Origin of the sequence: Kingella negevensis (assembly GCF_030177895.1) — a bacterium.
In the GTDB taxonomy this organism is placed as follows: domain Bacteria; phylum Pseudomonadota; class Gammaproteobacteria; order Burkholderiales; family Neisseriaceae; genus Kingella_C; species Kingella_C negevensis.
Genome location: NZ_CP123448.1, coordinates 401641 through 425130 on the forward strand (window position 1 = coordinate 401641; position 23490 = coordinate 425130).

Sequence of the window (23490 nt, forward strand, 5' to 3'; positions counted from 1 at the left end):
AAGGGATTTTTCAGGCTGCGATTATTTCAATTCGCGGTATAGGGCTTCTAACCATTTGGTGGCGTTTGTGCCGGTCATCGGTTTGCCGAATTGGTCAAGCAATACAACGCGCTGACCGTTTTCCAATGCCTCTAAGCCAACATACATTTGAGCGGCTTGTGTAGAAGCAGTTGAAGTTTCTGTTTCGCTAGTGTCTTTTTTACCAAACAAACGCGCTAAACGGCTAGGTTTTTTGTTATCTGCTTCTGCTTGGGTAACGGTTTCACTTACGCTTGGCGCAGGGCGAACCACAAACATGCCGCGTTCGCTAACAAATTGTTGAACAGTCAAACCCACGCGGTCTAGCGCAGAAGCGACACGGTTTACGTTGCGTTCTGGTGCGCCGTACACAATCACGCTATCGCCATCGATTTTGGCAAATGCTGTGCCTTTGCTTTGGTCGATTTGCGTTTGCATTTGGCGGTCAATTGCAGCTTCATCAACGCCTAAGTATTGCATGAAGCGTGCTAAGAAAGCAGCTTCTAAATTAGGGTCGTTAGCGCGTGGTTGCCAAACGGTGCTTTCTTCTTTTTTGCTGTCAAAAACTTCTTCCAAGCCTTTGTGTGTAAAGAAAACATCAACGCCGTCGCCTGATTGGCTGCGTTCCATGCGAATCAAGAATTTATCTCGTTCGCTGGTGGTGTATACGCCACCCATACCTACGGCATCAAATAATCGACGCAAGCCTTGGCTTGGTAATTTTGCGCGATTTTCAGCCCATTCGGTTTCCATTAAGCCTGCTTGTGGTTCTTCTGAATAAATCGTGAAACCAGCTTCTTGCCAGAATGCGCGTAGCAATGGCCACATTTCTGCTGCAGATTTGTTTTTCACAACCAACCAGCGTTGTGTGCCACTGCGTTCGATGTAAGCATCTTTTACAGTGGCTAAAACAGCTTTGTTGGCTTTTCCTGCCGTTTGCTTCATGGCATTTGGGCTAGCTATTGTGCCTTTTGGCAAGCTATACAAATCGCCATTGCGTGGGTCATTCAAATCAGGCGGCACTTCCAAATTAACAATTTTGTTGTTTTCAGATTGATAATCCAATTTTGGTTTATCTTTTTTGCTGCCTGAACAAGCAGCAAGACTGGTCATCAGAAGAGCCAAAGCAAGGGTTTTGGTGGGTTTCATGTACACCTTTCGTTACAAAAATTAAATGATTTTAGAAGCCTTCATGGCAGCCAAAACTTTAGGTTGCGCTGCTTCGCTCAATGCCAAGATAGGCAAGCGAACATGTTCTGCACAGACACCTAATTGTGATGCCACCCATTTTGGAGAAGCTGGGCTTGGTTCAACAAACATCACGTTATATAAAGGAATCAGTTGGTCGTTCAGCGCACGTGCTTCGGCGATTTCGCCATTTAATGCGTGATGACACATTTGTGCAAATTCTTTTGGTGCAACGTTTGCCACAACAGAAATCACGCCATGACCGCCGCACAATAAGAATGGCAAACCAGTTGGGTCATCACCAGAATAAATAGCAAAGCCTTCAGGTGCTTCACGGAACAAGTTTAAATCACGAGCAACATTGCCGCTTGCTTCCTTCACACCCACAATATTCGGGATTTGAGCCAAACGCAAAATAGTTTCATTGCTCATGTCTACCATAGTGCGACCTGGTACGTTGTAAATAATCATTGGAATATCAACGGCTTCTGCAATCGTTTTGAAGTGTTGATAAATGCCTTCTTGAGAAGGTTTGTTGTAATAAGGCACAACAGATAAGGTGTAATCCGCGCCCAAACGCTTCACTTCTTTAGCCAATTCAATGGCTTCTAAAGTATTGTTTGCGCCTGCACCTGCAATCACAGGAATACGCTTGTTAGCGGTTTTCACAACGCATTCAACCACTGCCAAATGCTCTTTAACTGATAAAGTTGCAGATTCGCCAGTTGTACCAACTGCCACAATCGCGTCAGTACCGTTAGCAATGTGCCATTCAGTCAATGATTGGAGTTGTTCAAAGTTCACGCTACCATCAGCGTGCATAGGAGTGATAATTGCGACAATGCTGCCTGTAAGCATGGGATTCACCTTAATGTATGGAAGTTTGAGAAATGCGGGATATTAGTTGATGCAATTATTTTTTGATACAAGGCGATAACGCCCACCGTAGCAAAAGATAAGTGCATTAACTGAACGCACAAGGAAACAGGATTGTAGCTCACTTTGTGGATTGTGCCAAAGCAAAAACGGTTTTCAGGCTGCCTGAAAATGAATATATTTGTAAATTAAGGTAAATAAAATAAACTTTTCAGGCTACGCTTAATAACTATTGGTAATCGTTATCAGATTAGTTATTTGATATATCAATAAAAAAGCACAGATGATAATGGTTGCTATCCCAGTTTTCAGGCTGTATTTGTTTGATAATTATTTGTATTTTAAACTGAAAATTGTCAAATCTGAAAATCCTGTTACAATGCACAGCGTTTCAGGTAGCGACCTGATATTTTTTTGAAAAGGAAATTATTATGCAAGGCGATAAAGAAGTTTTAGATTACATGAACCAAATGTTGGCAGGCGAATTGGCTGCACGCGACCAATATTTCATTCACTCACGCATGTACGCAGAGTGGGGCTACACCAAATTGTTCGACCGCATTGGTCACGAAATGGAAGATGAAACCATTCACGCAAACAATTTTATCCAACGCATTTTGATGTTGGGTGGTACGCCAGTGGTTGTGCCTTCAGCGATTCGCGTGGGTAAAACAGTTGCTGAAATGTTGCAATTGGATTTGGAAACTGAGTACGAAGTACGCGACAATTTGAAAAAAGGCATCAAATTGTGCGAAGAAAAACAAGACTATGTAACTCGCCAAATGTTGGTTGAACAATTGAAAGACACTGAAGAAGATCACGCTCACTGGTTGGAACAACAATTGCGCTTAATCAGCATGATGGGCGAACAAAACTACTTGCAAAGCCAACTGTAAGGAGTAATCATGCAAGGCAACCGTCAAGTTATTCAAGAACTTAACAAAAACTTAGGCTTATTGTTGGTAACGATTAACCAATATTTCTTGCATGCTCGTATGTTGAAACACTGGGGCTTGGAAGAGTTGGGCAACAATTTTTACAAACAGTCTATCAGAGAGATGAAATCTGCTGATGTGCTAACTGAACGTGTTTTCTTTTTGGAAGGTTTACCAAATTTGCAAGAATTGGGTAAATTGTTGATTGGTGAAACACCTGAAGAAATCATTGCGTGTGATTTGAAAAAAGAATATGAAAAACACGCGGCTTTGATTGCAGCGATTGCTGTTTGTGAAGAAAAACAAGATTACGTTTCTCGTGAATTGTTGGAAAAACAAAAAGATGAAAACGAAGAGCGTATTGATTGGTTGGAAACTCAGCAAGAAATGATTGCAGATATGGGTATTCAGAACTATCTGCAACAAGCGGCATAAACAAAAAAAACACCTGTTGAAAAACAGGTGTTTTTTATTTTTCAGGCTGCATTCTGATATTGCAGCCTGAAAACCAAGTTTCACGAATAAAACGATTTTTCTCCATCAGGGCGCGTTTTAAACCGCTTGTGTAACCAATAATATTGCTCAGGCATTTCACGAATCCGCTCTTCAATAAACGCATTCATTCGGCGCGTATCCGCAACCGCGTCTTCCGTTGGAAAATTATCCCAAGTAGGATAAAACCGCAAAATCACAGTACCATCTTTTTGGCGTGTAGGAATGGCTGGAATCACTTTCGCATCAGTCATCTTAGCGATGCGCGATAAACCCGTAATCGTGGCGGTGGGGATATTGAAGAAATCCACGAAAATGGAATCTTTTTCACCAAAATCTTGGTCGGGTAGATACAAAAATGGGGCGTTGTTGCTGCGGATTTGCTTGATAATGCTGCGTAATCCCTCGGTTCGTCCAATCAAAAAAACGTTGTTGTAACGGTGTCTGCCACGCAAGATTTGCTCGTCCAACTCGGCATTTTTTTGGTGGGAATACACGCTAATTAGTGGCACTTCTTGGTTGAGTGCGTAAACGGCAGCTTCAAAGGCGGTGAAGTGCGGATACAGCAAAATCACTTTTTCGCCGCGCTGCAAGGCTTCGTCCAAAATGGCTTTGTCTTGATAGCGTACGGCATTTTTCAGGCTGCTTGCGTCTGCATACCAATAGCGTCCGTATTCTAAAACGAGTAATGCCATGTGATAGAAGTGTTGGTGCAGAATGTGTTTGCGCTCGGCTTCGGTTTTTTCGGGGAAACACAGCTCTAGGTTTTTTAAGCCCACTTTGCGGCGTGGCACGACTAGCCAATAACACAGCCAGCTGAAAATATGGGCGAGTCCGCGCAGGATAATGTGGGGTAGGTGGGAGAGTAGTTTGAGAAATATAAAGGCAAATTTCATATCGGTTTCATTCTTTCAGGCAGCCTGAAAATCAAATCACTATTCGCAGCGTAATTGGTAAGCAACGGCATCAAAGCTGCGGTTGAGTGCTTGGCAAGCGGCTTCGTCTGGGCTTTCGCGCATGACTTCTAATCGTGCTTCTTGGTTTTGTGCGCGTAAGGTGTCAGCATCTTCGCCTTGTTTGGCGAAACAGGCATCGGCGCGGTGATAGTATTGTTCGCAGATGGGATTGAGTGGAGGGAGATTGGCTTCGCTGGCGGCTGGAAAGGGTGCGCTGGCGGTGTCAATTGGGAATTGGGTTTGCGCAGCTGCAGTAACATCGGAAGCGGTTACGGCATTTTTGGCTTCTTTGCGTGCGGACAAGATGTCTTCTTGTGATGCGCTGGCGATGATGTCGTTGGCGATGGCGGTGCTTTCGCTGGCTGTTTTTGGGGCGGAAGCGGCGGTTTGTTGCGTGGTTTCGCTTGGGGAACAGGCGGCGAGTAGAGTCAGTAAAAGTAGTTTTTTAAACATGGTATTCAATATGGGAAAAAGCTGCCTGAATATTTCAGGCAGCCTGAAAGTGGTTTAGTCGATACTATAACCATTGAGGTATTGAATGCGCTCGTTCACTAAACGGGTGTCGCATTGCAGTTGTTTGTAACGGCTGTCGGATTCGTCGCTGCCTGTGGCGGCTGCGCTTCGGCAGGCTTGTTGTTTTTTGCGTTCCCATGCGCGTTGGTCGTTCACTAAATCGCGTTGGATTTCTGGGTCGATTTTGCGCCATGCGGATTTGATGGATTGGTCGGCTTTGCGATTGGCAGACTGTGCGCTTTCCAATTCGCTGTCGCTAATTTTGTTAGGTTTGGCTGGGGTAGGCGGGGTCAGCACTTCGGGTTTCACTTCTTCTGTGATTTGTGGTTCTGTTGGCACGGGTTTAGGTGCGGCAGATGCGCTGATTGGGGCTACTTCCACTTTCTTCAAATCAGCTGGTGGATTGGGAATGCTGTCGGCAATGGTTGGCGCGGCTTTGGCTCTTGGCGTGGACGCTGTTTCAGGCTGCGTTTCTTTGGGTTCTGGACGGCTGGCTGTTTGTAAGCTGCGTAACAGGGTTTCTCGTGCTACGGGTTGTCCGTTGATATTTAAGGTGTCTTTTACGCCGTATGCCAATAGGGATTGGGCAAGCAGGTTTGTTATGCCGCTTAAATTGTTATCGGTTGGGGCAAATGTGTTGCCTTGAATGGAGAAATTCAATGGGAATGTGAGTGTTTCGCCGTTGAATGTGGCGTTGCTGCCAATCAGTTGTTTGCTGATGATTTCTGCTGGGTTGGGCAGTTGCAATAATGGGGCGTTGGTTCGCGCTTGAGCTAGGACGTTTTGTGGAATGTTAATTGCAACTTGTGCTTGGCAAGTGCTGGGGATGCTGCCTGCTTGGGCGTTGTTTACGCTGATGTCTAGCTGTGCGGCTGCTGCAATCAGTTTATCTGAATCAATAAATTGGTTGGTGTCTTGACTGGCGTAGCGTTGTGCTTCGCTGGTAATGCTTTGTTGAATGGTGTCGCGGATTTTGTTGGTGAATGTGGAATTGTCGCAGCTCATGATTGTGGCTGCTGGTGTTGAAGCGGCTGCGGCAGATGCGGCAGGTTGTGCTTCTTTTTTGTCAGAACAGGCACTTAGAGCTAAAGCTGCAAAAATGGCAGTTGAAAGAATGTGTTTTTTCATTGTGTCTCTCTTTTAAGATTAAGTTGCGTATCATATCAAAAAACAAGAAATGTGCCAAAATGCTTTCAGGCTGCCTGAAATCTATCAGGCAGCCTGAAAATGTAATTAACCAAAGAATGCCATCATGCGGTCAAGAATGGCGGCGTTGATTAAGTCGATGAAGAATGCGCCAACAAGTGGAACAATCAGGAACGCTTTGTGCGATGGGCCAAATGTGCCTGTTACGGATTGCATATTGGCTACGGCGGTTGGTGTTGCACCTAAGCCGAAGCCGCAGTGTCCTGCTGCCAAAATAGCAGCATCGTAGTCTTTGCCCATAAAGCGGTAAGTAACAAAGTAGGCATAAAAAATCATCGCAAAGGTTTGCACCAACAAGATAACCATCAATGGACCTGCCATGCCTGCCAGTTGCCATAATTTCATGCTCATCAATGCCATGGCTAAGAATAGGCTCAATGATGCGTTACCAAATACGTCAATCGCGCGGTCGAACATATTGAAGCGGAACACTGATGTGAGTACGTTACGCAATACCACGCCGAAACCCAATGCCCAAACGAATTGTGGCAATTTGAAATCTGGGAAATGCTCAGTCATATAGCCATACATAAATGATGAAAATGCCAAGCAAGCGGCAAACAATGCCATGGTTTCAATCGCAGATTCTGCGGTAATCAAACGGCGACGGTGTGCTCGTTCAAAAGTTTTATCATCGTAATGCTCTGCACTTGAGTCAGTATTTGAATCATCTTCATTGATAGGTTGAATGCCTATTTTGTTCACTAAACGGCGTGCAACTGGACCACCAATCAAACCGCCTGAAACCAAGCCGTAAGTAGCAGCAACCATGGCTAATTCCACTGCGCCTTGCACGTGAAACTTATTGGCTAATACGCCACCATAAGCCGCGCCTGTACCATGACCGCCAGTTAAGGTAATCGAACCAGCAATCAAGCCCATCAATGGATTTTGTCCCATTAAAGTGGCTAAGCCAATGCCCACAAAGTTTTGCACGATGATAAAAATGCTCACAATCAGCAAAAACGCAACCAATGGAAAACCGCCTTGTTTCAAGCGAGAAAAATCGGCAGACAAACCAATAGACGAGAAGAAAATCAGCATGAATGTGCTTTGCAGCGAGCTTTCAAATTTGAAGGTAACATGGGCAAAGTAATACAGCGATGTGATGATAAACGCGGCAATCAAACCGCCTGCAACAGGTTCAGGGATATTGAAATCGCGGAAAAATTTTACTTTTTTCACAACCAGCCTACCAACCAACAAAACCAGTGTTGCGGCGATTAACGTGTAATAGCCGTTAAATTCAATAGTATGTTCCATGAAATCGTACCTCTTGAAAATATAAATGAAATAATGAAAGCAGCCTGAAAAACGATTTAACGCAGGTTTCAGGCTGCTTGAAGTCATAATATAGTCTATTTGTTAAAATATGTCAAAAAAAGGCAAGATTTATTATTGTAAAAATTTCAGGCTGCAACTGTATAACAATTGCAGCCTGAAAGCTATTATTCCTCAGAATCCTTATCCCCAGCAGGACGACGCGAAAACTGAATCCCCAGTTGTTTTAACTTGCGATACAAATGCGTGCGTTCGAGTCCCACTTTCTGCGCCACGCGACTCATATTGTGGTTTTCCTGACGAATATGAAATTCAAAGTAACGGCGTTCCAATTCCTCACGCAATTCACGCAACGGTAAATTAAAATTGAAGCCACCACGAATATCGTTCATTAAATCATCTTGCTGGAACTGATTGAGTAAACGTGCCACATCGCCGTCATTCACTTCAAATTCTTCCGCGTTCAACGCCAAGCTGTTTACCACGTTTCTGAGTTGCTCCATATTGCCTGGCCAATCGTATTGACGCAGTTTAGTAATCGCCGCATTGGTAAATTTCACAGGCGTGGATAATTTTGTTTCCGCCAATTCTTGCAAGATTCTTTCAATCAACGCAGGAATGTCTTCAGGGTGATGACGCAAAGGCGGAATGTTAATCACGGTGCTAGACAAAATCGGCATCAAATTCGCATCTTGGTCGGCATTGCCCAGCAATTCGTGCATCGGGCGGCTGCTGGCGCAAATAATGCGTGTGTGATGACGCCCTGCTTTGCTCAACAAAAAGTTAATGCTTTGGCGGATATTTTTGCTGTATTGCGAAATATCGCCAAGATACAACACGCCGTTAGTTGCCTTGTTCAACAATTCCAACGGAATATCTACAATATGTTGCGCGCGAGACGGCTGTACCCAAGGCGTGTTCTCTTTGTGAAACGCGTGGGCAATCATTTCAAACGAAGAACCCGTTTCGCCCAACAGCAAAACCGAACAACTTTGTAACAAAGCATGTTCAATTTGCTTGTTTAATTCTTTCAGGCTGCCTGTACTATTGTTCAAACTTTCTACGGATAACGCAGCTTCAACCTGCATTTCGCCGTGTTTCAGCGCGTTTTCAACCGCAGCCAAGAGTTTTTGCAACGGAATCGGTTTTTCCAAAAAATCCAACGCACCGATTTTGGTGGCTTCCACAGCAGTATCAATGCTGCCGTGTCCGCTCATCATCACCACAGGCATGGTTAATTGACCATTCTTTGCCCATTCTTTCAGCAACGTAATTCCATCGCTGTCAGGCATCCAAATGTCCAGCAGCACCATGGCTGGGCGGTTTTTGTTTCGCAAGGCGCGTGCTTCTTCTGCGTTACACGCCAAGGCAACGGTGTAACCCTCATCTTCCAATGTTTCTTGCAATACTTCGCGGATGCCGAGTTCGTCATCAACAATTAAAATATCGGTACTTCGCATAATCTTAAGTTTTTATCAGTTTCAAATAGAGGGAAAAGAAACGGTAACGATTGCGCCTGTTGGTTTTTGGTTGGCAATCGAGATTTGTCCGTTATGTTCTTCTACAATTTTTTTCACAACTGGCAAGCCTAAGCCTGTGCCTGTTGCTTTATCGGTGGCATACGGTTCAAACGCGTTTTGTAACATTTGCTGGCTGAAACTTTTACCATTATTGGCAACACTTAAACAAATTTTGCCATTTTCCTGCGTCAGTTGAATGTGAACGCGAGGATTGTCATCTTCTTCAGCTGCTTCCGCCGCGTTTTTGAACAAATTATGCAACACTTGGCGCAGGGCGGTAGTGTCTGCTTTTAGCAACATCGGTATCTTACCCAAATCAGCCCTAAAAGTACACGGGCTACTTTCGTACAGCGTAAGTACTTCTTCTGTAATATGATTTAAATCGGTTTCTGCTAATTTCAACCCAGGGGCGCGTGCATAATTTCGGAACGCTTCCACCATTTCTTTGAGTGCTGCCACTTGTTTCACAATGGTATTGGTGGATTTTGACAATATTTGCGCATCAGAGTCGGAAAGTTTGTTATGCAATTTGTATGCCAATCTTTCGGCGGAAAGCTGAATGGGTGTGAGCGGATTGCGAATTTCATGCGCCAAGCGTTTTGCCACTTCTCCCCATGCGGCTTCTTTTTGTGCGCGGACAAGTTCTGTGATGTTGTCAAACACCAGCACCACGCCATTGCCGTTTTCATCGGGCAGGCGTACGGCTTTGCCGAGCAGAATGCGACTGTCATCACGCGCCATGTAGGGGATTTCGGCGGCTGCGCCTGTTTGCTCGGTTGCCAATAGGGCAGAAAAAGCATCTGCGGCGGCGTGATGTTGCGGCGAAAGTTGCCCGAAATCTAGCAGCTTTAAGCCGATGTGTTTACCGAGTTGAATATCCAAAATGTTTTCTGCGCTGGTGTTATAAGTTTTCAGGCTGCCTGAAGCATCTAAAGTAATCACGCCTGCGCTTAGGCTGGCTAACACGCGCTCTAAATAATGGCGTGCGGCTTCTTGCTCGGCACGGTGTTGCTGGTCGGCTTGTTTGGCGATGGCGAGTTGTTCGGTCATGTGGTTGAACAAGCCTGCGAGTTTGCCGAGTTCATCTTTGCTGTTTTCGGGAATGCGGCGGCTGAAATCGCTTTGTGCGACTGAGCGTGCGCCGTCTGCCAAAGCTAAAATGGGTTCAACAAATCGTCTGGCAAAATAAAGCGCGGCAGCAAGTGATAGCGATATGGCTAACACGGTGGCAATCAGCAAGGTAATCAGGAAAAAGGTTTGCAAGCCTTTTTGGGCGTACAGCAATTCGGCGTATTTGGCGCGGGCGTTTTCAATTAACTCTGCGTCTGACGCGATTTCTGTTGGCACGGGCTGCCTGAAAAATAGGGCGTGTTGTTTGCCGTTGATTTTGGGTAGCAGTATCCAGCCGCTGGTGTATAACGTGCCGTTTAGGTTTTCGGTGGTGCTAATGGTTTTGTTTTTGCGTAATGTGTCTATGGTGGTTTGGTCGATTTCAGGCTGCCGTAAGGTTTTGGGATTGCGTTCTGCAATGGCTTTGCCTTGTTGCCAAATGATTAGGTGGTCGAATTTTTTGGCGTATTCGGTTTGCAGGGCAGTTTCGGCTGGGTTTTGTTGTGTGAGTGCGGTCATCACATCGGCACGAACGCGCTCGGCTTGTTTGACGCTGTGTTTGGCTGCGCCTTCCAATGCGGTTTGGCTGAGTTTCAGGCTGCGTTCTAGGGCTTGAGCGGTGTCGTTGCCGAACCATGAATGAATGCTTTGTGAGATGAATTGAGCGGATACGAGAAACAGGAATAGGGCGGGCAACACGGCGACGAGTGTGAACATAATGGACAATCGTCGGGCGATGCTTGAGCCGAAAACGTGGTTGCGTTTGTCGCGAATAATGCGCCAGATGTATCGAGCGATGACGATGAACATCGCGCTGGCGAACAGAGCGGCGGCGGTGGTCATGTGCCAGAAATAGGGTGCAAGGCGGCTGTTGCTGTCGGTGGATAGGGTGATGGTGTAGAGTGTGAGTGTGGCGAGTATGCCGCAGGTAATCAGGAATTTTTGCATTTTCAGGCTGCGTTTTGGGGACTGAGGAATGGTTTTTCAGGCTGCATTTTAATGATTTGCAGCTATCTTTTGCTACGGTGTTGCCAACGCTCTTATATACTATTCGTACACGGCGAGCGTTGTTGCCTTGTATCAAAAAATAATTACACCAACTATAAAACGAGTATTGGGGTAAATATTACGCTGGAGCATCGGCGAGCCGCCGACGCTCCAAGAGTGGACGAAAACTACCGCACATCTAAATATCGCCAACCTGAATCTAAATCCCAGTTACTGGAAGTGAGTGCGTTGATTTGGAACGGTTTGGGTAATCGTGTGGTGGTTAAGCTCAGGCGAATTTGTACTTTTACTTCGCTGGGGTGAGTGTCGTCTAATGCGCCTTGGTTTAACACTTGCCAGTTAGCAATTGCGCCCACAGCTTTGAGCGCGGTGCTTAGGCTATTGTATTCCGATGAGAATGTGCCAACGGAAACACGATAGCGGTTAGTGAGCGGATGAAACGATAACCGATAATTAACCACGCTGTCTTCATTCGCTAACTGGCTAATTTTGAAACGATAAGCGGCAATTGTGGGCTTTCTCAAACGATACGTCAAAGCAAAATCCAACGGCACGCCCTGTTTCAACGCGCCTTGCAACTGCTCAGGCAATTCCGTGATAAAACGGCTGCTGATACCTAGTTGCCCATTTTGCAAAATGTGTGCTTCATAGCGGCTGTGGCGAATGCCCTCCGCGTGCGCCAATGGCAGCGCAAACAGGCAAACGCTCAGCAGCAAAGTTTTCAGGCAGCCTGAAAACCGATTATTTTTTTTCAATAAGTGCATAATAAAACCCGTCTTGTTTTTCGCTTGGCAATAAAGTTTTTTCCTCCTTTAAAACCGCGTCTTCATGACGGCGCAAAAATTTCTCACGCTGCAACTGGTTTTCTTCCTCAAAAATCGAACACGTCGCCAACAGCATACGTCCACCTGATTTCAGCGTTTTCCACAATTCGTCCAACATCGCTTCTTGTTGTCGCGCCGTTTTCAGCGCATCGGTTGGGCGGCGCAACCATTTAATATCGGGATTGCGCTTAATCGTGCCAGACGCGGTACACGGCACGTCCGCCAAAATCGCGTCAAACGGCACACCGTCCCACCAATCCACCACATTTTCCGCAGGCGCACAATGCAAGGCAGCCTGAAAATGCAAGCGGTCTAAATTCTCCTGCACACGCGCCAAACGCTTGTTATCAATATCCAAAGCCGTAACCGCGCAATCCGCCATTTCCAAAATATGCCCCGTTTTGCCGCCAGGGGCAGCGCAAGCGTCCAACACGCGCTCGCCGTTTTGCGGATTGAGCAAATACGCCGCTTGCTGTGCGCCAAAATCTTGCACCGACACCACACCTTCGGCAAATTTCGGTAACTGGCTAACAGGCACGGGCGTGGCAATGCGAATGGCGTAATCGTCCAACTGTTTCGCTGGAATTTCAAGCTCTTGCAGCAGTTGCAAATATTGCTCCGCGTTCATGTGGCGGCAATTGACGCGCAACGTGAGCGGTGGGTGCGATTGAAACGCTGTAACCATGTTGTGCCAATGTTTTGGGTATTGATTTTGCAATGTTTTTTGCAACCAAATTGGCAGATTGTGTTTTGCCACATCGTCAAATTTACACGCTTTATTCAAGCCGTCTTTTTCGCGCAAAAAGCGGCGCAAAATCGCATTGGCAAATGAACGATATTGACCGCGCCCGATTTTGGCGATGTTGTCCACCGCTTCATTTACTACGGCGTGTGGGGCGTTGCGCGTGTGGTTGAGTTGATACAAAGCAACCAGCAGATAATGTTCCAATGCTTTGTTTTCAATTGGTTTGTTTAGCATTTTGCCGAGCATATATTTCAGGCTGCCTGAAAAGCGTTGGCAGCCGTAAGCGATGTCTTGCAGCATGCCTTTGTCTTGCGCGGTTAAATCGGGGTTTTGCGCGATGATGTAGGCGAGTTCATCTGATAAGTTTTTGCCGCTTTCTACGGCGAGTAAGGTTTTTGTGGCTAGGGTTTGGACTTGGGATAGGGACATTTTTGACTTTCTTTCTATAAATTTCAGGCTGCTTAATTATAGTGGAAAACTATTGTAGGCAGCCTGAAAAATTGGGGAATAGGGGGGATTTGTGTGAAATATGTTGTTTATACGTGAATTTGTTGGTGAGCTACCGACACTTCATTATTTTCAGGCAGCCTGAAAGTTGCGGTGCGTAGGTCGGATACTTGTATCCGACAATTTTTACACCCCTTTCATTTTCTCATACACCCCAAACAAAAACTCCACTCTATCCGCATCATCGTTACCGCCAGTGTAGCCGTATGCATTATCCACAGCTTTATCTAGCGCGACGTGGGCGGTGTGCAAGCGCGTAAACGGTGCGCCCCTGCGATACAAATCCGCCAAGCTCGGCTCGGGCAAGTTTTCCTGTTGCGCTTGGGCGATGTAATGCGCTCGTGCGTCCAACACGGCTTGGGCGGCTGTGGCAATCGCGGTGCGGTGTTTTTGTTCGGCTGGGCTGATTTCGGTTTCAGGCTGCCTGAATGCGGCAAACGGAAACGGAAAATTGTTATAAACAATCGTATTGGAATAGCGGTAATCGCTTTTCAATCGCCCTGCCACGGTTCGCATAAACGCATTGTGCATGGTGCTGCTTAATAGCCCGAAGTGGTACAAAGTCGCGTTTGGCAAACTAAAATTTGCATTGCCGTTAATCGTATTACTATCCAAATAACCAATCGGGATAAATTCGCGTGTTTCCGATGAAGCGCTTGGAATTAACAAATAATTTCCGCTTTCAGGCTGCCTGATTGCTTGAAATAAATGCGGCGTGGCTGCGGCTTTATTGGTTTGCTTATCTGAACTTTCTAAACGCATTTGTTTAACCAATTCAATGCGTTTGGCAACCAAAGGCATTTTTTGTAAATCGGTAAACAATCGCATTTCACTCATTCCATGAAACCACAAACACCAGCGTTCTTTATTATTCAAAAATTCTTCCGCGCCCAAAAATCGGCGAATGTATTGTTCCGCCAATGGTTCGGCTGCAATCAATTCGTTTTTTTCTTCGGTTGATAAAATTAAATTACCGCCGTCAGTTGGTTTGCTGCCGTAAATCATTTCAGGTTCGCCCGAAATCGGTTTACTGCATTTTTCAATAATCACATTCGGCGCATCAATCAAATACGGATTGATGTTCGCCACTTCGCGTTTTTCAGGCTGCCCTTTGATGTCTGGATAATCAAATAAATATTTCGCACCCGAATGCTTTTCAGGCTGCCTGAAACCGACAATCACGCAATGCACCGCCGCTTTGCCGTGCGCTTGGCTCGTCCATTGAAACGTGCGGTGCGCGAAATGAATTTCCACGCCCCAATCCAACAACGCGCCCCAAAGTGCTTCCACTTGCTGCCCTTGACAAATGGAATTGGTAGAAACAAAAGCAGCCTGCACTTGCGGATTGTCGCGCATGATTTGCGCCGCTTTCACATACCAATTTGCCACATAATCCAAAATCCCAGCATTTTTCAGGCTGCCTGAAACGGCTTGCGTGTCCGCTTTTTGTTCTTTGGTTTGATACGTTGAACCGATAAACGGCGGATTGCCAAAAATAAAATCCACGTTTTCCCAATCCAAACGCAGCGAATTGCCGTGCGTGATGTGTGCCGATTTGCGTAGTGGAATATTCAGGCTGCCGTAGCCTTTGCCCAATGCCGCGCCTTCGTGCAAATTGCATAAATGGTCAATCAACCACATGGACAACACCGCAATTTCCGCCGCCAATCCGTCAATTTCAATGCCGAAAAATTGCTCAATGCTGACGGCAGATTGCAAATGCGTTTTATCCAATTTCTGATATTCGTGAATGACTTGAATCTCCAATTCACGCAAGGCGCGATACGCCGCCACAAGAAAATTGCCTGTGCCGCAAGCTGGGTCTAAAAATTTGAGTTTCGCGATTTTTTGTTGAAATTCAATCAAGCGTTTTTTCTTGTCGCGTTTCAGGCTGCTAATTTGCGCCAATTCCGCTTTTAAATCGTCTAAAAACAACGAGTTGATGACTTTTTCAATATTGTCTTTTTCGGTGTAATGCGCACCCAATTCGCGGCGTTCGTTCACGTCCAACGCTTCCTGAAACAGCGAGCCGAAAATTTCGGGCGAAATAAAGCCCCAGTTGATTTCCCTGCCGATGTGAATCAGCTTTTGGCGCATTTCGCTGTCAAAATAAATGGTGGGCAGCGTTTCGGCGAATAAGCCGCCGTTGATGTAGTCAAATTCTTGTAAATATTCAGGCAGCTTGGGTGAGCGTTTGGCGGTGTTGAGCGTTTGGAATAATTCCGTGAGCATTGCGCCTGTGTCGCTGCCGTCTGCTTTGGTGTGTTTGTCAATCAGGCGGTTGAATTGGTCGGGGCGGAAAATGCCTGTGTCTTCGGCGAATAGGCAAAACAAAATGCGGATTAGGAATTTACGCACGGTGTCGGTATCGTAATCGGCTTTAATGCCGTTGTAGAGTTCGCGCATCATCGCGGACGCTTGCAAATTAACAAGGCTTTGCGCGTGATGAATTTCCGTTTCCAAATCCAGCAAAAAATTGAATAAACCGATGTTTTCAGGAAGCTTTTCAAGCGGAAATTCTACGCAAGCCGTGCCAATGGTTTCGTAAAATCGCATGGTTGCGAAATCGCACACGATGAAATACGGCGGTAAATTTTCGGGTTCTTGGGCGCGGATTTGTTCTAAATATTCACGCGCTTGGGCGGCGGCACCGTCTAGGTTTTTGCCTTTGGTTTTTTGTTCGCAGAGTAATTTTTTCGGCACGAACACATCGGCGAATTTGGTGGATTTTGCGGATTTGAGCCGTTTTTCCAAAATGGCAATGGCTTTGCGGTCTAGCCCGAAAATGGCGAAAAATTCGTTCCAAAAGGTTTGGGATTCGGATTTTTCGTCTGATTCGTTTTGCCAGCGTGCGGCGAAGGTTTGGGCGTTGATTAGGATTTGAGATGGGGTGATGGGCATTTTTTGGGGTTCCTTGTTTTTTTGAATGGGGTGTCGGTGGTTTGCGGATAGGTTTTGTGAAGGTTTGAGGGTTTTGTCGGCGAGCCGCCGCTCCGTGTTATCCTGATTTGAATAACGAATTTATAGTGCGTTACTTTTGTTATAGCAATGCAGCCTGAAAAATAAATTTTCAGGCTGCATTTCGTTATTCAAACGCTTTGCCATTCGCCAACTCACGCCCCGCCAAAAACGCGCTCGCTGTCATGCGTTTGCTGCCAGACGGTTGCAATTCTGTAATACAAACCGCGCCGTCGCCGCAGGCAATGATAATGCCATTTGCATTGGCTGCTAACACTGTGCCAGTCGCGCCGTTTTGTGCAACGGGTGCCGCTGCCCAAATTTTCATCGGTTTGCCTTGCCATTCTGTCCATGCGGTTGGCACGGGATTGAAGGCGCGAATTTTTCGTGCGACCACTTCGGCTGGTTCTTGCCAGTTGATTTTGGCTTCTTCTTTGGTCAGCTTTTGCGCGTAGGTTACGCCGTCTTCAGGCTGCACGGTGCTTTTTAGGCTGCCTGTTTGTTGCAAAGTTTGCAAGTCTTGCACGATGGCGGTTGCGCCTAATGCCATGAGCGCGTCGTGAACTTCATTGGCGGTGTCGGTGGGTTTGATGGCGTAACGGTGTTCGCTCACCACATTGCCTGTATCCAAACCGATGTCCATTTGCATAATGCACACGCCTGTTTCTGCGTCGCCTGCTTCAATGGCGCGTTGAATAGGGGCTGCGCCGCGCCAACGGGGTAAGATTGATGCGTGAATGTTCAGGCAGCCGTGTTTGGGCGTGTCCAGTACGTCTTGCGGCAAAATCAAGCCATACGCGGCGACAACCATGATGTCGGCATCTACGTCGCGCAGCATTTGCAAGGCTTCGGCGTTGTTGCGCAATTTTTCAGGCTGCTCTACGCGCAAGCCGAGTTCTAATGCGGTTTGTTTGACTGCGCTGGCTTGCAACTGCATGCCGCGACCTTTTGGGCGGTCTGGTTGGGTTAAGACGAGTGGGATTTCAAAGCCTGCGGCGGCAATGGCTTTGAGTGCAGTGGCGGAGAAATCGGGTGTGCCTGCAAAAATAACTTTCATGTTTGTCCTTCTAATAAAATGGGGTTAGAACGCAAATAGGTGCGCCCGATGTATTTATAGTTGATTAAAATTGCAATGATACAGCGTTGCCAACGTCCTTATGTGCTATATGCACACGGCGGACGTTGTCGCCTTGTCTCATTTTTATTTTAATCAACTATATTATCGGGCGCACTTTCAGGCTGCGTTTAGAATGGTTTGTAGTACGCGAGATAAACGATGGCGCCAATCAACGCGCAGCAAATGAGATAAGCAATCCATGATTTCAGGCTGCGTGGTTGGCTGCGTAAACAGATAACGCCGATGATGATGTAGCCCAATACGCACATCAGTTTTGTCCCTAGCCAGTAATATGCGCCGCCGATTTGCCAGTGGGCGATTTGCATCATCAGCATGCCTGTAAACAGCAGCATGGAATCGTTGATGTGCGGAATGATTTTTAATGCTTTGTGCAAGGGTTTTTCAGGCTGCCAAGTTCGCAACCAAAAGCGAAAATTGAATAGCAAAATGGTGATGCACACAAAGGTGATGTGTACGTGCCGAATCGGTAAATACATCGATTCCATAAAGTCTCCTTAAGGTTGAACGCTCACGCCGTCAATCACGGCGGATTTGAGCGTTAAATTGTATGATTTTCTGCCATCGGAATAGCTGATAATGGCGAGAATGTGGACTAAATCGGGCGCAAAGCCATATTTTACATTGCTATCGCCGCGCTTCAAACTGAATTGTGAAACGGGCATAGACGTGCCGTTAATCGTTAATTTTGTGTCGCTCAAGGCTTTCAGGCTGCCAACTTTATGCAAGGTTTTACCGTTGGTTACGCTCATATTGCTAGACAATTTGCCTTTGTTTGCGCCCAGTTGCCATGCCAAAGAAAATAAATCTGACACTGCGCCGTTTACGGTTTTCACTTCTTGATAATCAGGTTTGCTGTATTTCACTTGGCTATGCGCAAACGTGGCTGTGGCATACGTTTTGCCGTTGCGGATGTCGCGATAATATTCAGGCTGCAACTCGTTACCTACAATTTTACCACCTGCTTGAAAGCTCATTTTGTACTTCGGCATGTTGATGTTTGCCACGATTGTGTAGCTATCGCCAGCGCGTTTAAACGTCATCGTGGCAGGAATGCCCAAATTGTGTTCCTTTGAAAAAATAAACAGGCTACATGATTGCAGCCTGAAAAATCCTAACCCAAACTCATCATCTCAATCTGTCCCAAACTGCGCCCCAAAAACCGCTCGCCAATCGTTTGGAAACGCAACGGAATATCCGACACATAAAAGCGATAATCAGGCACTAGATTACTGGTGTTCAACAAGCCAGCCGCTGCCAACGCCTGCGCGGTGGCTTCCGCCGTGGTTGTGGACGAATCTACCAGCTCAATTTGCGGCGCTTCCGCCTTAATCAACGGTTTCAAATGCGGAAAATGCGTACAGCCCAACACCAGCGTATCAATATCCTCCACCAAAAGCGGTTTCAAATATTCACGCACCGTTAAACGCGTTACTTCGTGGTCAATCCAGCCCTCCTCCACCAACGGCACAAGCAGCGGCGTGGCTTGCGAAACCACACGCGCGTCAGGATTATGCGCATGAACCGCGCGCGCATAGGCATTGCTGTTTACCGTCGTATTGGTGGCAATCACGCCGATGTGATTATTTTTAGTCGTCGCCAACGCCGCTTGCGCACCCGCTTCAATCACGTTTAACACAGGCATATTGCCCGCCATTTTTTGCACTTTTTGCCCAGCCACCGCCGCAATCGTGTTACACGCAATCACCAACGCTTTCACTTGATTTTGCAGCAAAAAATCCACAATTTGCCCCGTGAATGTTTCAATTGTAGAACGCGATTTCACACCATAAGGCACACGCGCCGTGTCGCCAAAATACATAATATTTTCATTCGGCAAACGCTCCATCAACGCGCGAACCACGGTTAAACCGCCCACGCCCGAATCAAAAACACCAATCGGTTGAGTATTAGAATCCATTATTTCCCTTTCAGGCAGCCTGAAAAATCAAAACCGCGTATTTTACGCGCAAAAAAACTTTCAGGCAGCCTGAAAACGTGCAAAAAACAAATGAATAGCGTATCATTCGCACAATTTGCAGCCTGAAAAATAGGCAGCCTGAAAGATTTTTACTATACAAGAGGCCGAGATAAACCGATGAAACCCGTTTACCTAGATTTTGAACAACCCATCGCCGAACTCAATAACAAAATTGAAGAATTACGCTTTGTGCAAGATGATTCAGCCGTTGATATTTCAGACGAAATCAAACGCTTACAGAAAAAAAGCCACGAGCTGACCAAATCCATTTTTGCTAAACTCACGCCCGCACAAATTTCCCAAATTTCGCGCCACCCACAACGCCCTTATACGTTGGACTACATCAATGCACTTTGCACCGATTTCCAAGAATTGCACGGCGACCGCCATTTTGCCGATGATGCTGCGATTGTGGGTGGCTTAGCGCGTTTCAACGGACACAGCGTTGTTGTGATTGGACACCAAAAAGGACGCGACACCAAAGAAAAAATCCAACGCAACTTTGGCATGCCACGCCCCGAAGGTTATCGTAAAGCCCTGCGCCTGATGAAAACCGCCGAAAAATTCAATTTACCCGTGCTAACTTTCATCGACACCCCCGGTGCATACCCCGGTATCGGCGCAGAAGAGCGCAATCAATCCGAAGCCATCGGCAAAAACTTGTATGAATTGACGAAATTGCGCGTTCCCGTGATTTGCACCGTGATTGGCGAAGGCGGTTCAGGTGGCGCGTTAGCCATTGCCGTCGGCGACTATGTGAACATGCTGCAATATTCCACTTATTCCGTGATTTCGCCCGAAGGCTGCGCGTCAATCCTCTGGAAAACCGCCGAAAAAGCCCCAGAAGCTGCCGCCGCATTAGGCATCACTGCCGAGCGTTTATATAAACTCGGCTTGATTGACCGTGTGATTGAAGAACCGCTAGGCGGTGCACACCGCGATTACGAAGCGTTAATGGCAAAAGTCCGCGAAGTGATTGACGACCAATTACGCGCCGCACAATTCATGCCGCTAAATGATTTGTTGACACGCCGTTTTGACAGAATCATGGATTACGGTCAATTTATCGATAAAAACGATAAAGAGAAAAAAGCGAAAAAAGCGAAATAAGTCTTTTAATACACGGTAATTCTTTCGTAGGGTGCGCCCCACGCACCATTTTCAAATGAAATCAATCTTTCAGGCTGCCTGAAGATTTTGGTGTGCAGGGCGCACCCTACAAACAGCCTGAAAAACACAAGGGATAAAGCCAGTCTTTGTCCCTTTTTACTTGACTTTTCGCAGATAAACACTATAATCCGCCGTTCTCTTTTTGAAGCCATCGTCTTCAGCCAACCCAGATTTGTTATCCAAATCTCAACTGTGTATTCATATTTTGCAGGTTGTTGTCGATGTAACCCCCAGTGCAAAAGCTGGCGACAACAATGCAGTTAAATTCTTTCGCCGTTTTTCAGGCTGCCTGAAAAATCGCCGCAACTAATTTCCCATGCTTCCCATGCTTCTAAGGCTGCCTGAAAACCGTTCAGCGCAGAATGTTGTTGTGCCATTTAGGAAAAATAATGACGATTAAATTCGCCGATTTAAATTTAGATAAAAACATTCTTTCAGCATTGCAATCAGCAGGTTACGAAAGCCCAACGCCGATTCAAATGCAATCGATTCCAGCCGCATTAGCTGATAAAGACATCATGGCTTCCGCGCAAACAGGTTCAGGCAAAACTGCCGCATTCTTGTTGCCAAGTCTGCAAAAAATCACACACCGCAGCGAAAAACCAGGTAAAGGCCCGCGCGTTTTGGTTTTAACGCCAACACGCGAATTGGCAGCGCAAGTTGAGAAAAACGCACAAATCTACGCGAAGAACATGAAATGGGTTCGCACCGTAACATTGGTGGGCGGTTCATCTTTTGGTCAGCAAATCAAAGCGTTAAGCAAACCGATTGACGTGATTGTGGCAACTCCGGGGCGTTTGATGGACCACATGCGTTCAGGTCGCATTGACTTTGACCGCTTGGAAGTGCTGATTTTGGACGAAGCCGACCGCATGCTGGACATGGGTTTCATTGACGATATTGAAACGATTGTGGCTGCGACACCAGAAGACCGCCAAACGCTGTTGTTCTCGGCAACTTGGGACGGCCCTGTTGGCAAATTGGCGCGTAAATTGACTAAAAATCCAGAAGTGATTGAAATTGCGCGTGAAGACAAACAAGGCAAAATTGACGAACAATTATTGTATTGTGATGACAAAAATCACAAAAATCGTTTGTTAGACCACATTTTGCGCGATGCGAATATCGACCAATGTATTATTTTCACATCAACCAAAGCGATGACGGAAGTGTTGGCGGACGAGTTGTATGAAAAGGGTTTCGCGGCAAACTGCTTGCACGGCGATATGCCACAAGGTTGGCGTAACCGCACGTTGATGGATTTACGCAAAGGTCGTTGCAAAATTTTGGTGGCGACTGATGTGGCAGCGCGTGGTATTGACGTGCCAACGATTACACACGTGATTAACTACGATTTGCCGAAACAGGCGGAAGATTATGTGCATCGTATTGGTCGTACAGGTCGCGCGGGGCGTTCGGGCATTGCGATTTCGTTTGCTGAAGTAAACGAATATATGTCGGTTCACAAAATTGAGCGTTACATCAACCGCAAGTTGCCTGAGGTTACGATTGAGGGTTTAGAGCCAACGCGCAAACGCAACAAAAATACTGACCGTAAACCACGTGGCAAAGGTGGCTTTGGCGGTGGTCGTCGTGGGGGAGACCGTTGGTCTAGCCGTAGTGGTGATAAGAAACCTTGGGGTGAGAAAAAATCGTTTGGCGATAAACGCAAAGACGGTGAAAAACGCGACGGTGGTTTCCGCAAAGACGGTGCGAAACGTGATGGTGGCTTTAAGAAAGATGGCTTCCGTGGTAAACCTAAATCTGGAAATGGTGGTCGTTTCCGCGACTAATCATTAAAAATGCAGCCTGAAAATATTTGTTCAGGCTGCATTTTTTGTTATAAAATGTAAATTAATTTTCAAGATGCGTTTGATTATGTAAAGAAAGCAGTCTGAAATCTCTTTCATTTAAATAAGGAATAACGACCATGATTACCCCACAACAAGCTCTGGCTCGTTTGATTGACAACAATGAGCTTTTTTACGATGAAATGCAAGATTTAATGCGCCAAATCATGAGCGGCGAAGTGCCGCCTGAACAAATCGCTGGGATTTTGGTGGGTTTGCGCATGAAAGTGGAAACGGTGTCTGAAATTGCGGCAGCGACTAGCGTAATGCGTGAATTTGCCACTAAAGTGCCTGCGCAAGACGTGGATAGTTTGGTGGATATTGTCGGCACGGGCGGCGATGGCGCGAAAACGTTTAATATTTCAACCACTTCTATGTTTGTCGCGGCAGCGGCTGGGGCAAAAGTGGCGAAACATGGTGGGCGTTCGGTTTCATCGTCTAGCGGTGCGGCGGACGTGTTGGAAACTATGGGCGCGAACTTGGCGCAGTCGCCACAGCAAATCGCGGACAGTATCGCGCAGTGTGGCATGGGTTTTATGTTCGCGCAAAATCATCATTCGGCAATGCGTTTTGTTGCACCTGTTCGCAAGGCGTTGGGTTTTCGCACAATGTTCAATATTTTAGGTCCGATGACAAACCCTGCTGGCGCGAAAAACCAAGTGATTGGCGTGTTTCATATTGATTTGTGCGGCATTTTGTCTCGCGTATTGCAGCAACTGGGTTCACATCATGCGCTGGTGGTGCATGGCAGCGATGGGCTTGATGAAATCACGGTAACGGGCAGCACGCACGTTACGGAATTGCAAAACGGTACGGTGCGCGAATACGATATTCACCCCGAAGAATTTAGTTTGCCAGTGTATGCGGATTTGGACGCGATTCGTGTGAACAATGCGGCGGAATCGTTGGCGATTATGAACGCAGTTTTGGACAACACGGCTGACCCTGTGGCGCGTGATATTGTGTTGCTGAATGCGGCGGCGTGTTTGTATGCAGGAAACGTGGTATGCAGCCTGAAAGACGGTGTGGCGCATGCGCGTGAAGCGTTGGCAAGCGGTGCGGCAAAAGCCAAACAAGCGGAATTTTTGGCGTTGAACCACGCTTGATTTTTTGTGTTTTCTTAAGGCAGCCTGAAAGGTTTTCAGGCTGCCTTTCGCTTATCGTGCTATAATGCGCAGTTTCCCAAATTCTTAACCCGTATCAATATTTCTCCTGTT

21 protein-coding genes are annotated in these 23490 nt (G+C 46.5%); 5 read left to right on the forward strand and 16 right to left on the reverse strand.

Annotated features, from left to right (window positions below; genetic code table 11):
• Positions 1-21: 21 nt before the first annotated feature.
• Together QEO93_RS02195 and dapA are read right to left on the reverse strand one after the other, a co-directional pair.
• The gene (locus QEO93_RS02195; RefSeq protein WP_032137327.1) at positions 22-1167 is read right to left on the reverse strand and encodes an NlpB/DapX family lipoprotein; all 1146 of its coding nucleotides are present in this window, start codon (positions 1165-1167) and stop codon (positions 22-24) included.
• Positions 1168-1188: 21 nt separating this feature from the next.
• Positions 1189-2064 carry a 4-hydroxy-tetrahydrodipicolinate synthase gene (gene dapA, locus QEO93_RS02200; protein WP_032137328.1) on the reverse strand — a complete coding sequence of 292 codons (876 nt, stop codon included), beginning with the start codon at positions 2062-2064 and terminating at the stop codon, positions 1189-1191.
• A 449-nt stretch (positions 2065-2513) separates the two neighbouring features.
• Between dapA and bfr (QEO93_RS02205) the strand changes: the two genes are divergently transcribed.
• Both bfr (QEO93_RS02205) and bfr (QEO93_RS02210) read left to right on the forward strand, forming a co-directional pair.
• On the forward strand, positions 2514-2978 hold the full coding sequence (gene bfr / locus QEO93_RS02205; protein ID WP_032137329.1) for a bacterioferritin: 465 nt from the start codon (positions 2514-2516) through the stop codon (positions 2976-2978).
• A 9-nt stretch (positions 2979-2987) separates the two neighbouring features.
• Positions 2988-3452, forward strand: a complete 465-nt coding sequence (bfr, locus tag QEO93_RS02210) for a bacterioferritin (protein WP_032137330.1) — start codon at positions 2988-2990, stop codon at positions 3450-3452.
• An 80-nt stretch (positions 3453-3532) separates the two neighbouring features.
• Here the strand turns inward: bfr (QEO93_RS02210) and QEO93_RS02215 are convergent, their stop codons facing one another.
• The 13 genes from QEO93_RS02215 to murI all read right to left on the reverse strand — a co-directional run bounded on the left by QEO93_RS02215 (position 3533) and on the right by murI (position 19193).
• The gene (locus tag QEO93_RS02215) at positions 3533-4405 is read right to left on the reverse strand and encodes a lipid A biosynthesis lauroyl acyltransferase (protein ID WP_032137331.1); all 873 of its coding nucleotides are present in this window, start codon (positions 4403-4405) and stop codon (positions 3533-3535) included.
• 39 nt (positions 4406-4444) lie between these two features.
• Positions 4445-4918 (reverse strand): hypothetical protein, encoded by a 474-nt coding sequence (locus QEO93_RS02220; protein ID WP_032137332.1) that lies wholly within the window; start codon positions 4916-4918, stop codon positions 4445-4447.
• Between the two features lie 54 nt (positions 4919-4972).
• Positions 4973-6106, reverse strand: coding sequence for a lysozyme inhibitor LprI family protein (locus tag QEO93_RS02225; protein WP_032137333.1), 1134 nt, complete (start codon positions 6104-6106; stop codon positions 4973-4975).
• A 105-nt stretch (positions 6107-6211) separates the two neighbouring features.
• On the reverse strand, positions 6212-7447 hold the full coding sequence (gene gltS, locus QEO93_RS02230; RefSeq protein WP_032137374.1) for a sodium/glutamate symporter: 1236 nt from the start codon (positions 7445-7447) through the stop codon (positions 6212-6214).
• A 185-nt stretch (positions 7448-7632) separates the two neighbouring features.
• A complete protein-coding gene (locus QEO93_RS02235; protein ID WP_032137334.1) occupies positions 7633-8925 on the reverse strand; it encodes a sigma-54-dependent transcriptional regulator in 1293 nt (430 codons plus the stop codon).
• 21 nt (positions 8926-8946) lie between these two features.
• Positions 8947-11043 carry a sensor histidine kinase gene (locus QEO93_RS02240; protein WP_085815500.1) on the reverse strand — a complete coding sequence of 699 codons (2097 nt, stop codon included), beginning with the start codon at positions 11041-11043 and terminating at the stop codon, positions 8947-8949.
• A 227-nt stretch (positions 11044-11270) separates the two neighbouring features.
• Positions 11271-11867, reverse strand: a complete 597-nt coding sequence (locus QEO93_RS02245; RefSeq protein ID WP_044250230.1) for a DUF4390 domain-containing protein — start codon at positions 11865-11867, stop codon at positions 11271-11273.
• Positions 11845-13101 (reverse strand): 16S rRNA (cytosine(967)-C(5))-methyltransferase RsmB, encoded by a 1257-nt coding sequence (gene rsmB / locus QEO93_RS02250; RefSeq protein ID WP_085815501.1) that lies wholly within the window; start codon positions 13099-13101, stop codon positions 11845-11847. Before rsmB ends, QEO93_RS02245 begins: the two co-directional genes overlap by 23 nt.
• Before the next feature lie 204 nt (positions 13102-13305).
• Positions 13306-16080 (reverse strand): class I SAM-dependent DNA methyltransferase, encoded by a 2775-nt coding sequence (locus QEO93_RS02255; RefSeq protein WP_085815502.1) that lies wholly within the window; start codon positions 16078-16080, stop codon positions 13306-13308.
• 184 nt (positions 16081-16264) lie between these two features.
• Positions 16265-17194 carry a methionyl-tRNA formyltransferase gene (gene fmt / locus QEO93_RS02260; RefSeq protein WP_085815503.1) on the reverse strand — a complete coding sequence of 310 codons (930 nt, stop codon included), beginning with the start codon at positions 17192-17194 and terminating at the stop codon, positions 16265-16267.
• A 188-nt stretch (positions 17195-17382) separates the two neighbouring features.
• Positions 17383-17760, reverse strand: a complete 378-nt coding sequence (locus tag QEO93_RS02265) for a SirB2 family protein (protein ID WP_032137339.1) — start codon at positions 17758-17760, stop codon at positions 17383-17385.
• Between the two features lie 9 nt (positions 17761-17769).
• A complete protein-coding gene (locus QEO93_RS02270; protein WP_052368761.1) occupies positions 17770-18333 on the reverse strand; it encodes a hypothetical protein in 564 nt (187 codons plus the stop codon).
• Positions 18334-18386: 53 nt separating this feature from the next.
• Positions 18387-19193: a glutamate racemase gene (gene murI / locus QEO93_RS02275; RefSeq protein WP_032137340.1), complete on the reverse strand. Its 807-nt coding sequence runs from the start codon at positions 19191-19193 to the stop codon at positions 18387-18389.
• A 177-nt stretch (positions 19194-19370) separates the two neighbouring features.
• On the opposite strand from murI, the gene QEO93_RS02280 reads away from it, so the two are divergent.
• On the forward strand, positions 19371-20363 hold the full coding sequence (locus tag QEO93_RS02280) for an acetyl-CoA carboxylase carboxyltransferase subunit alpha (protein ID WP_032137341.1): 993 nt from the start codon (positions 19371-19373) through the stop codon (positions 20361-20363).
• A gap of 5 nt (positions 20364-20368) precedes the next feature.
• On the opposite strand, the gene QEO93_RS02285 is transcribed toward QEO93_RS02280, so the two are convergent.
• Positions 20369-20545, reverse strand: coding sequence for a hypothetical protein (locus QEO93_RS02285; protein ID WP_218775918.1), 177 nt, complete (start codon positions 20543-20545; stop codon positions 20369-20371).
• Between the two features lie 267 nt (positions 20546-20812).
• Here QEO93_RS02285 and QEO93_RS02290 point away from each other — a divergent pair, with 267 nt between their 5' ends.
• Positions 20813-22216, forward strand: coding sequence for a DEAD/DEAH box helicase (locus tag QEO93_RS02290; protein WP_032137343.1), 1404 nt, complete (start codon positions 20813-20815; stop codon positions 22214-22216).
• Positions 22217-22353: 137 nt separating this feature from the next.
• Positions 22354-23379: an anthranilate phosphoribosyltransferase gene (trpD, locus tag QEO93_RS02295; RefSeq protein ID WP_085815504.1), complete on the forward strand. Its 1026-nt coding sequence runs from the start codon at positions 22354-22356 to the stop codon at positions 23377-23379.
• Positions 23380-23490 lie beyond the last annotated feature (111 nt).

Bases quoted from the DNA above. Each gene is read 5' to 3' on its own strand.
- QEO93_RS02290 (WP_032137343.1), top strand. From the start codon at position 20,813: ATGACGATTAAATTCGCCGATTTAAATTTAGATAAAAACATTCTTTCA.
- QEO93_RS02265 (WP_032137339.1), bottom strand. From the start codon at position 17,760: ATGGAATCGATGTATTTACCGATTCGGCACGTACACATCACCTTTGTG.
- QEO93_RS02225 (WP_032137333.1), bottom strand. From the start codon at position 6,106: ATGAAAAAACACATTCTTTCAACTGCCATTTTTGCAGCTTTAGCTCTA.
- QEO93_RS02255 (WP_085815502.1), bottom strand. From the start codon at position 16,080: ATGCCCATCACCCCATCTCAAATCCTAATCAACGCCCAAACCTTCGCC.
- bfr (WP_032137329.1), top strand. From the start codon at position 2,514: ATGCAAGGCGATAAAGAAGTTTTAGATTACATGAACCAAATGTTGGCA.
- murI (WP_032137340.1), bottom strand. From the start codon at position 19,193: ATGGATTCTAATACTCAACCGATTGGTGTTTTTGATTCGGGCGTGGGC.
- bfr (WP_032137330.1), top strand. From the start codon at position 2,988: ATGCAAGGCAACCGTCAAGTTATTCAAGAACTTAACAAAAACTTAGGC.
- QEO93_RS02220 (WP_032137332.1), bottom strand. From the start codon at position 4,918: ATGTTTAAAAAACTACTTTTACTGACTCTACTCGCCGCCTGTTCCCCA.
- QEO93_RS02195 (WP_032137327.1), bottom strand. From the start codon at position 1,167: ATGAAACCCACCAAAACCCTTGCTTTGGCTCTTCTGATGACCAGTCTT.
- trpD (WP_085815504.1), top strand. From the start codon at position 22,354: ATGATTACCCCACAACAAGCTCTGGCTCGTTTGATTGACAACAATGAG.
- dapA (WP_032137328.1), bottom strand. From the start codon at position 2,064: ATGCTTACAGGCAGCATTGTCGCAATTATCACTCCTATGCACGCTGAT.
- QEO93_RS02235 (WP_032137334.1), bottom strand. From the start codon at position 8,925: ATGCGAAGTACCGATATTTTAATTGTTGATGACGAACTCGGCATCCGC.
- QEO93_RS02240 (WP_085815500.1), bottom strand. From the start codon at position 11,043: ATGCAAAAATTCCTGATTACCTGCGGCATACTCGCCACACTCACACTC.
- fmt (WP_085815503.1), bottom strand. From the start codon at position 17,194: ATGAAAGTTATTTTTGCAGGCACACCCGATTTCTCCGCCACTGCACTC.
- QEO93_RS02280 (WP_032137341.1), top strand. From the start codon at position 19,371: ATGAAACCCGTTTACCTAGATTTTGAACAACCCATCGCCGAACTCAAT.
- rsmB (WP_085815501.1), bottom strand. From the start codon at position 13,101: ATGTCCCTATCCCAAGTCCAAACCCTAGCCACAAAAACCTTACTCGCC.
- QEO93_RS02215 (WP_032137331.1), bottom strand. From the start codon at position 4,405: ATGAAATTTGCCTTTATATTTCTCAAACTACTCTCCCACCTACCCCAC.
- gltS (WP_032137374.1), bottom strand. From the start codon at position 7,447: ATGGAACATACTATTGAATTTAACGGCTATTACACGTTAATCGCCGCA.
- QEO93_RS02245 (WP_044250230.1), bottom strand. From the start codon at position 11,867: ATGCACTTATTGAAAAAAAATAATCGGTTTTCAGGCTGCCTGAAAACT.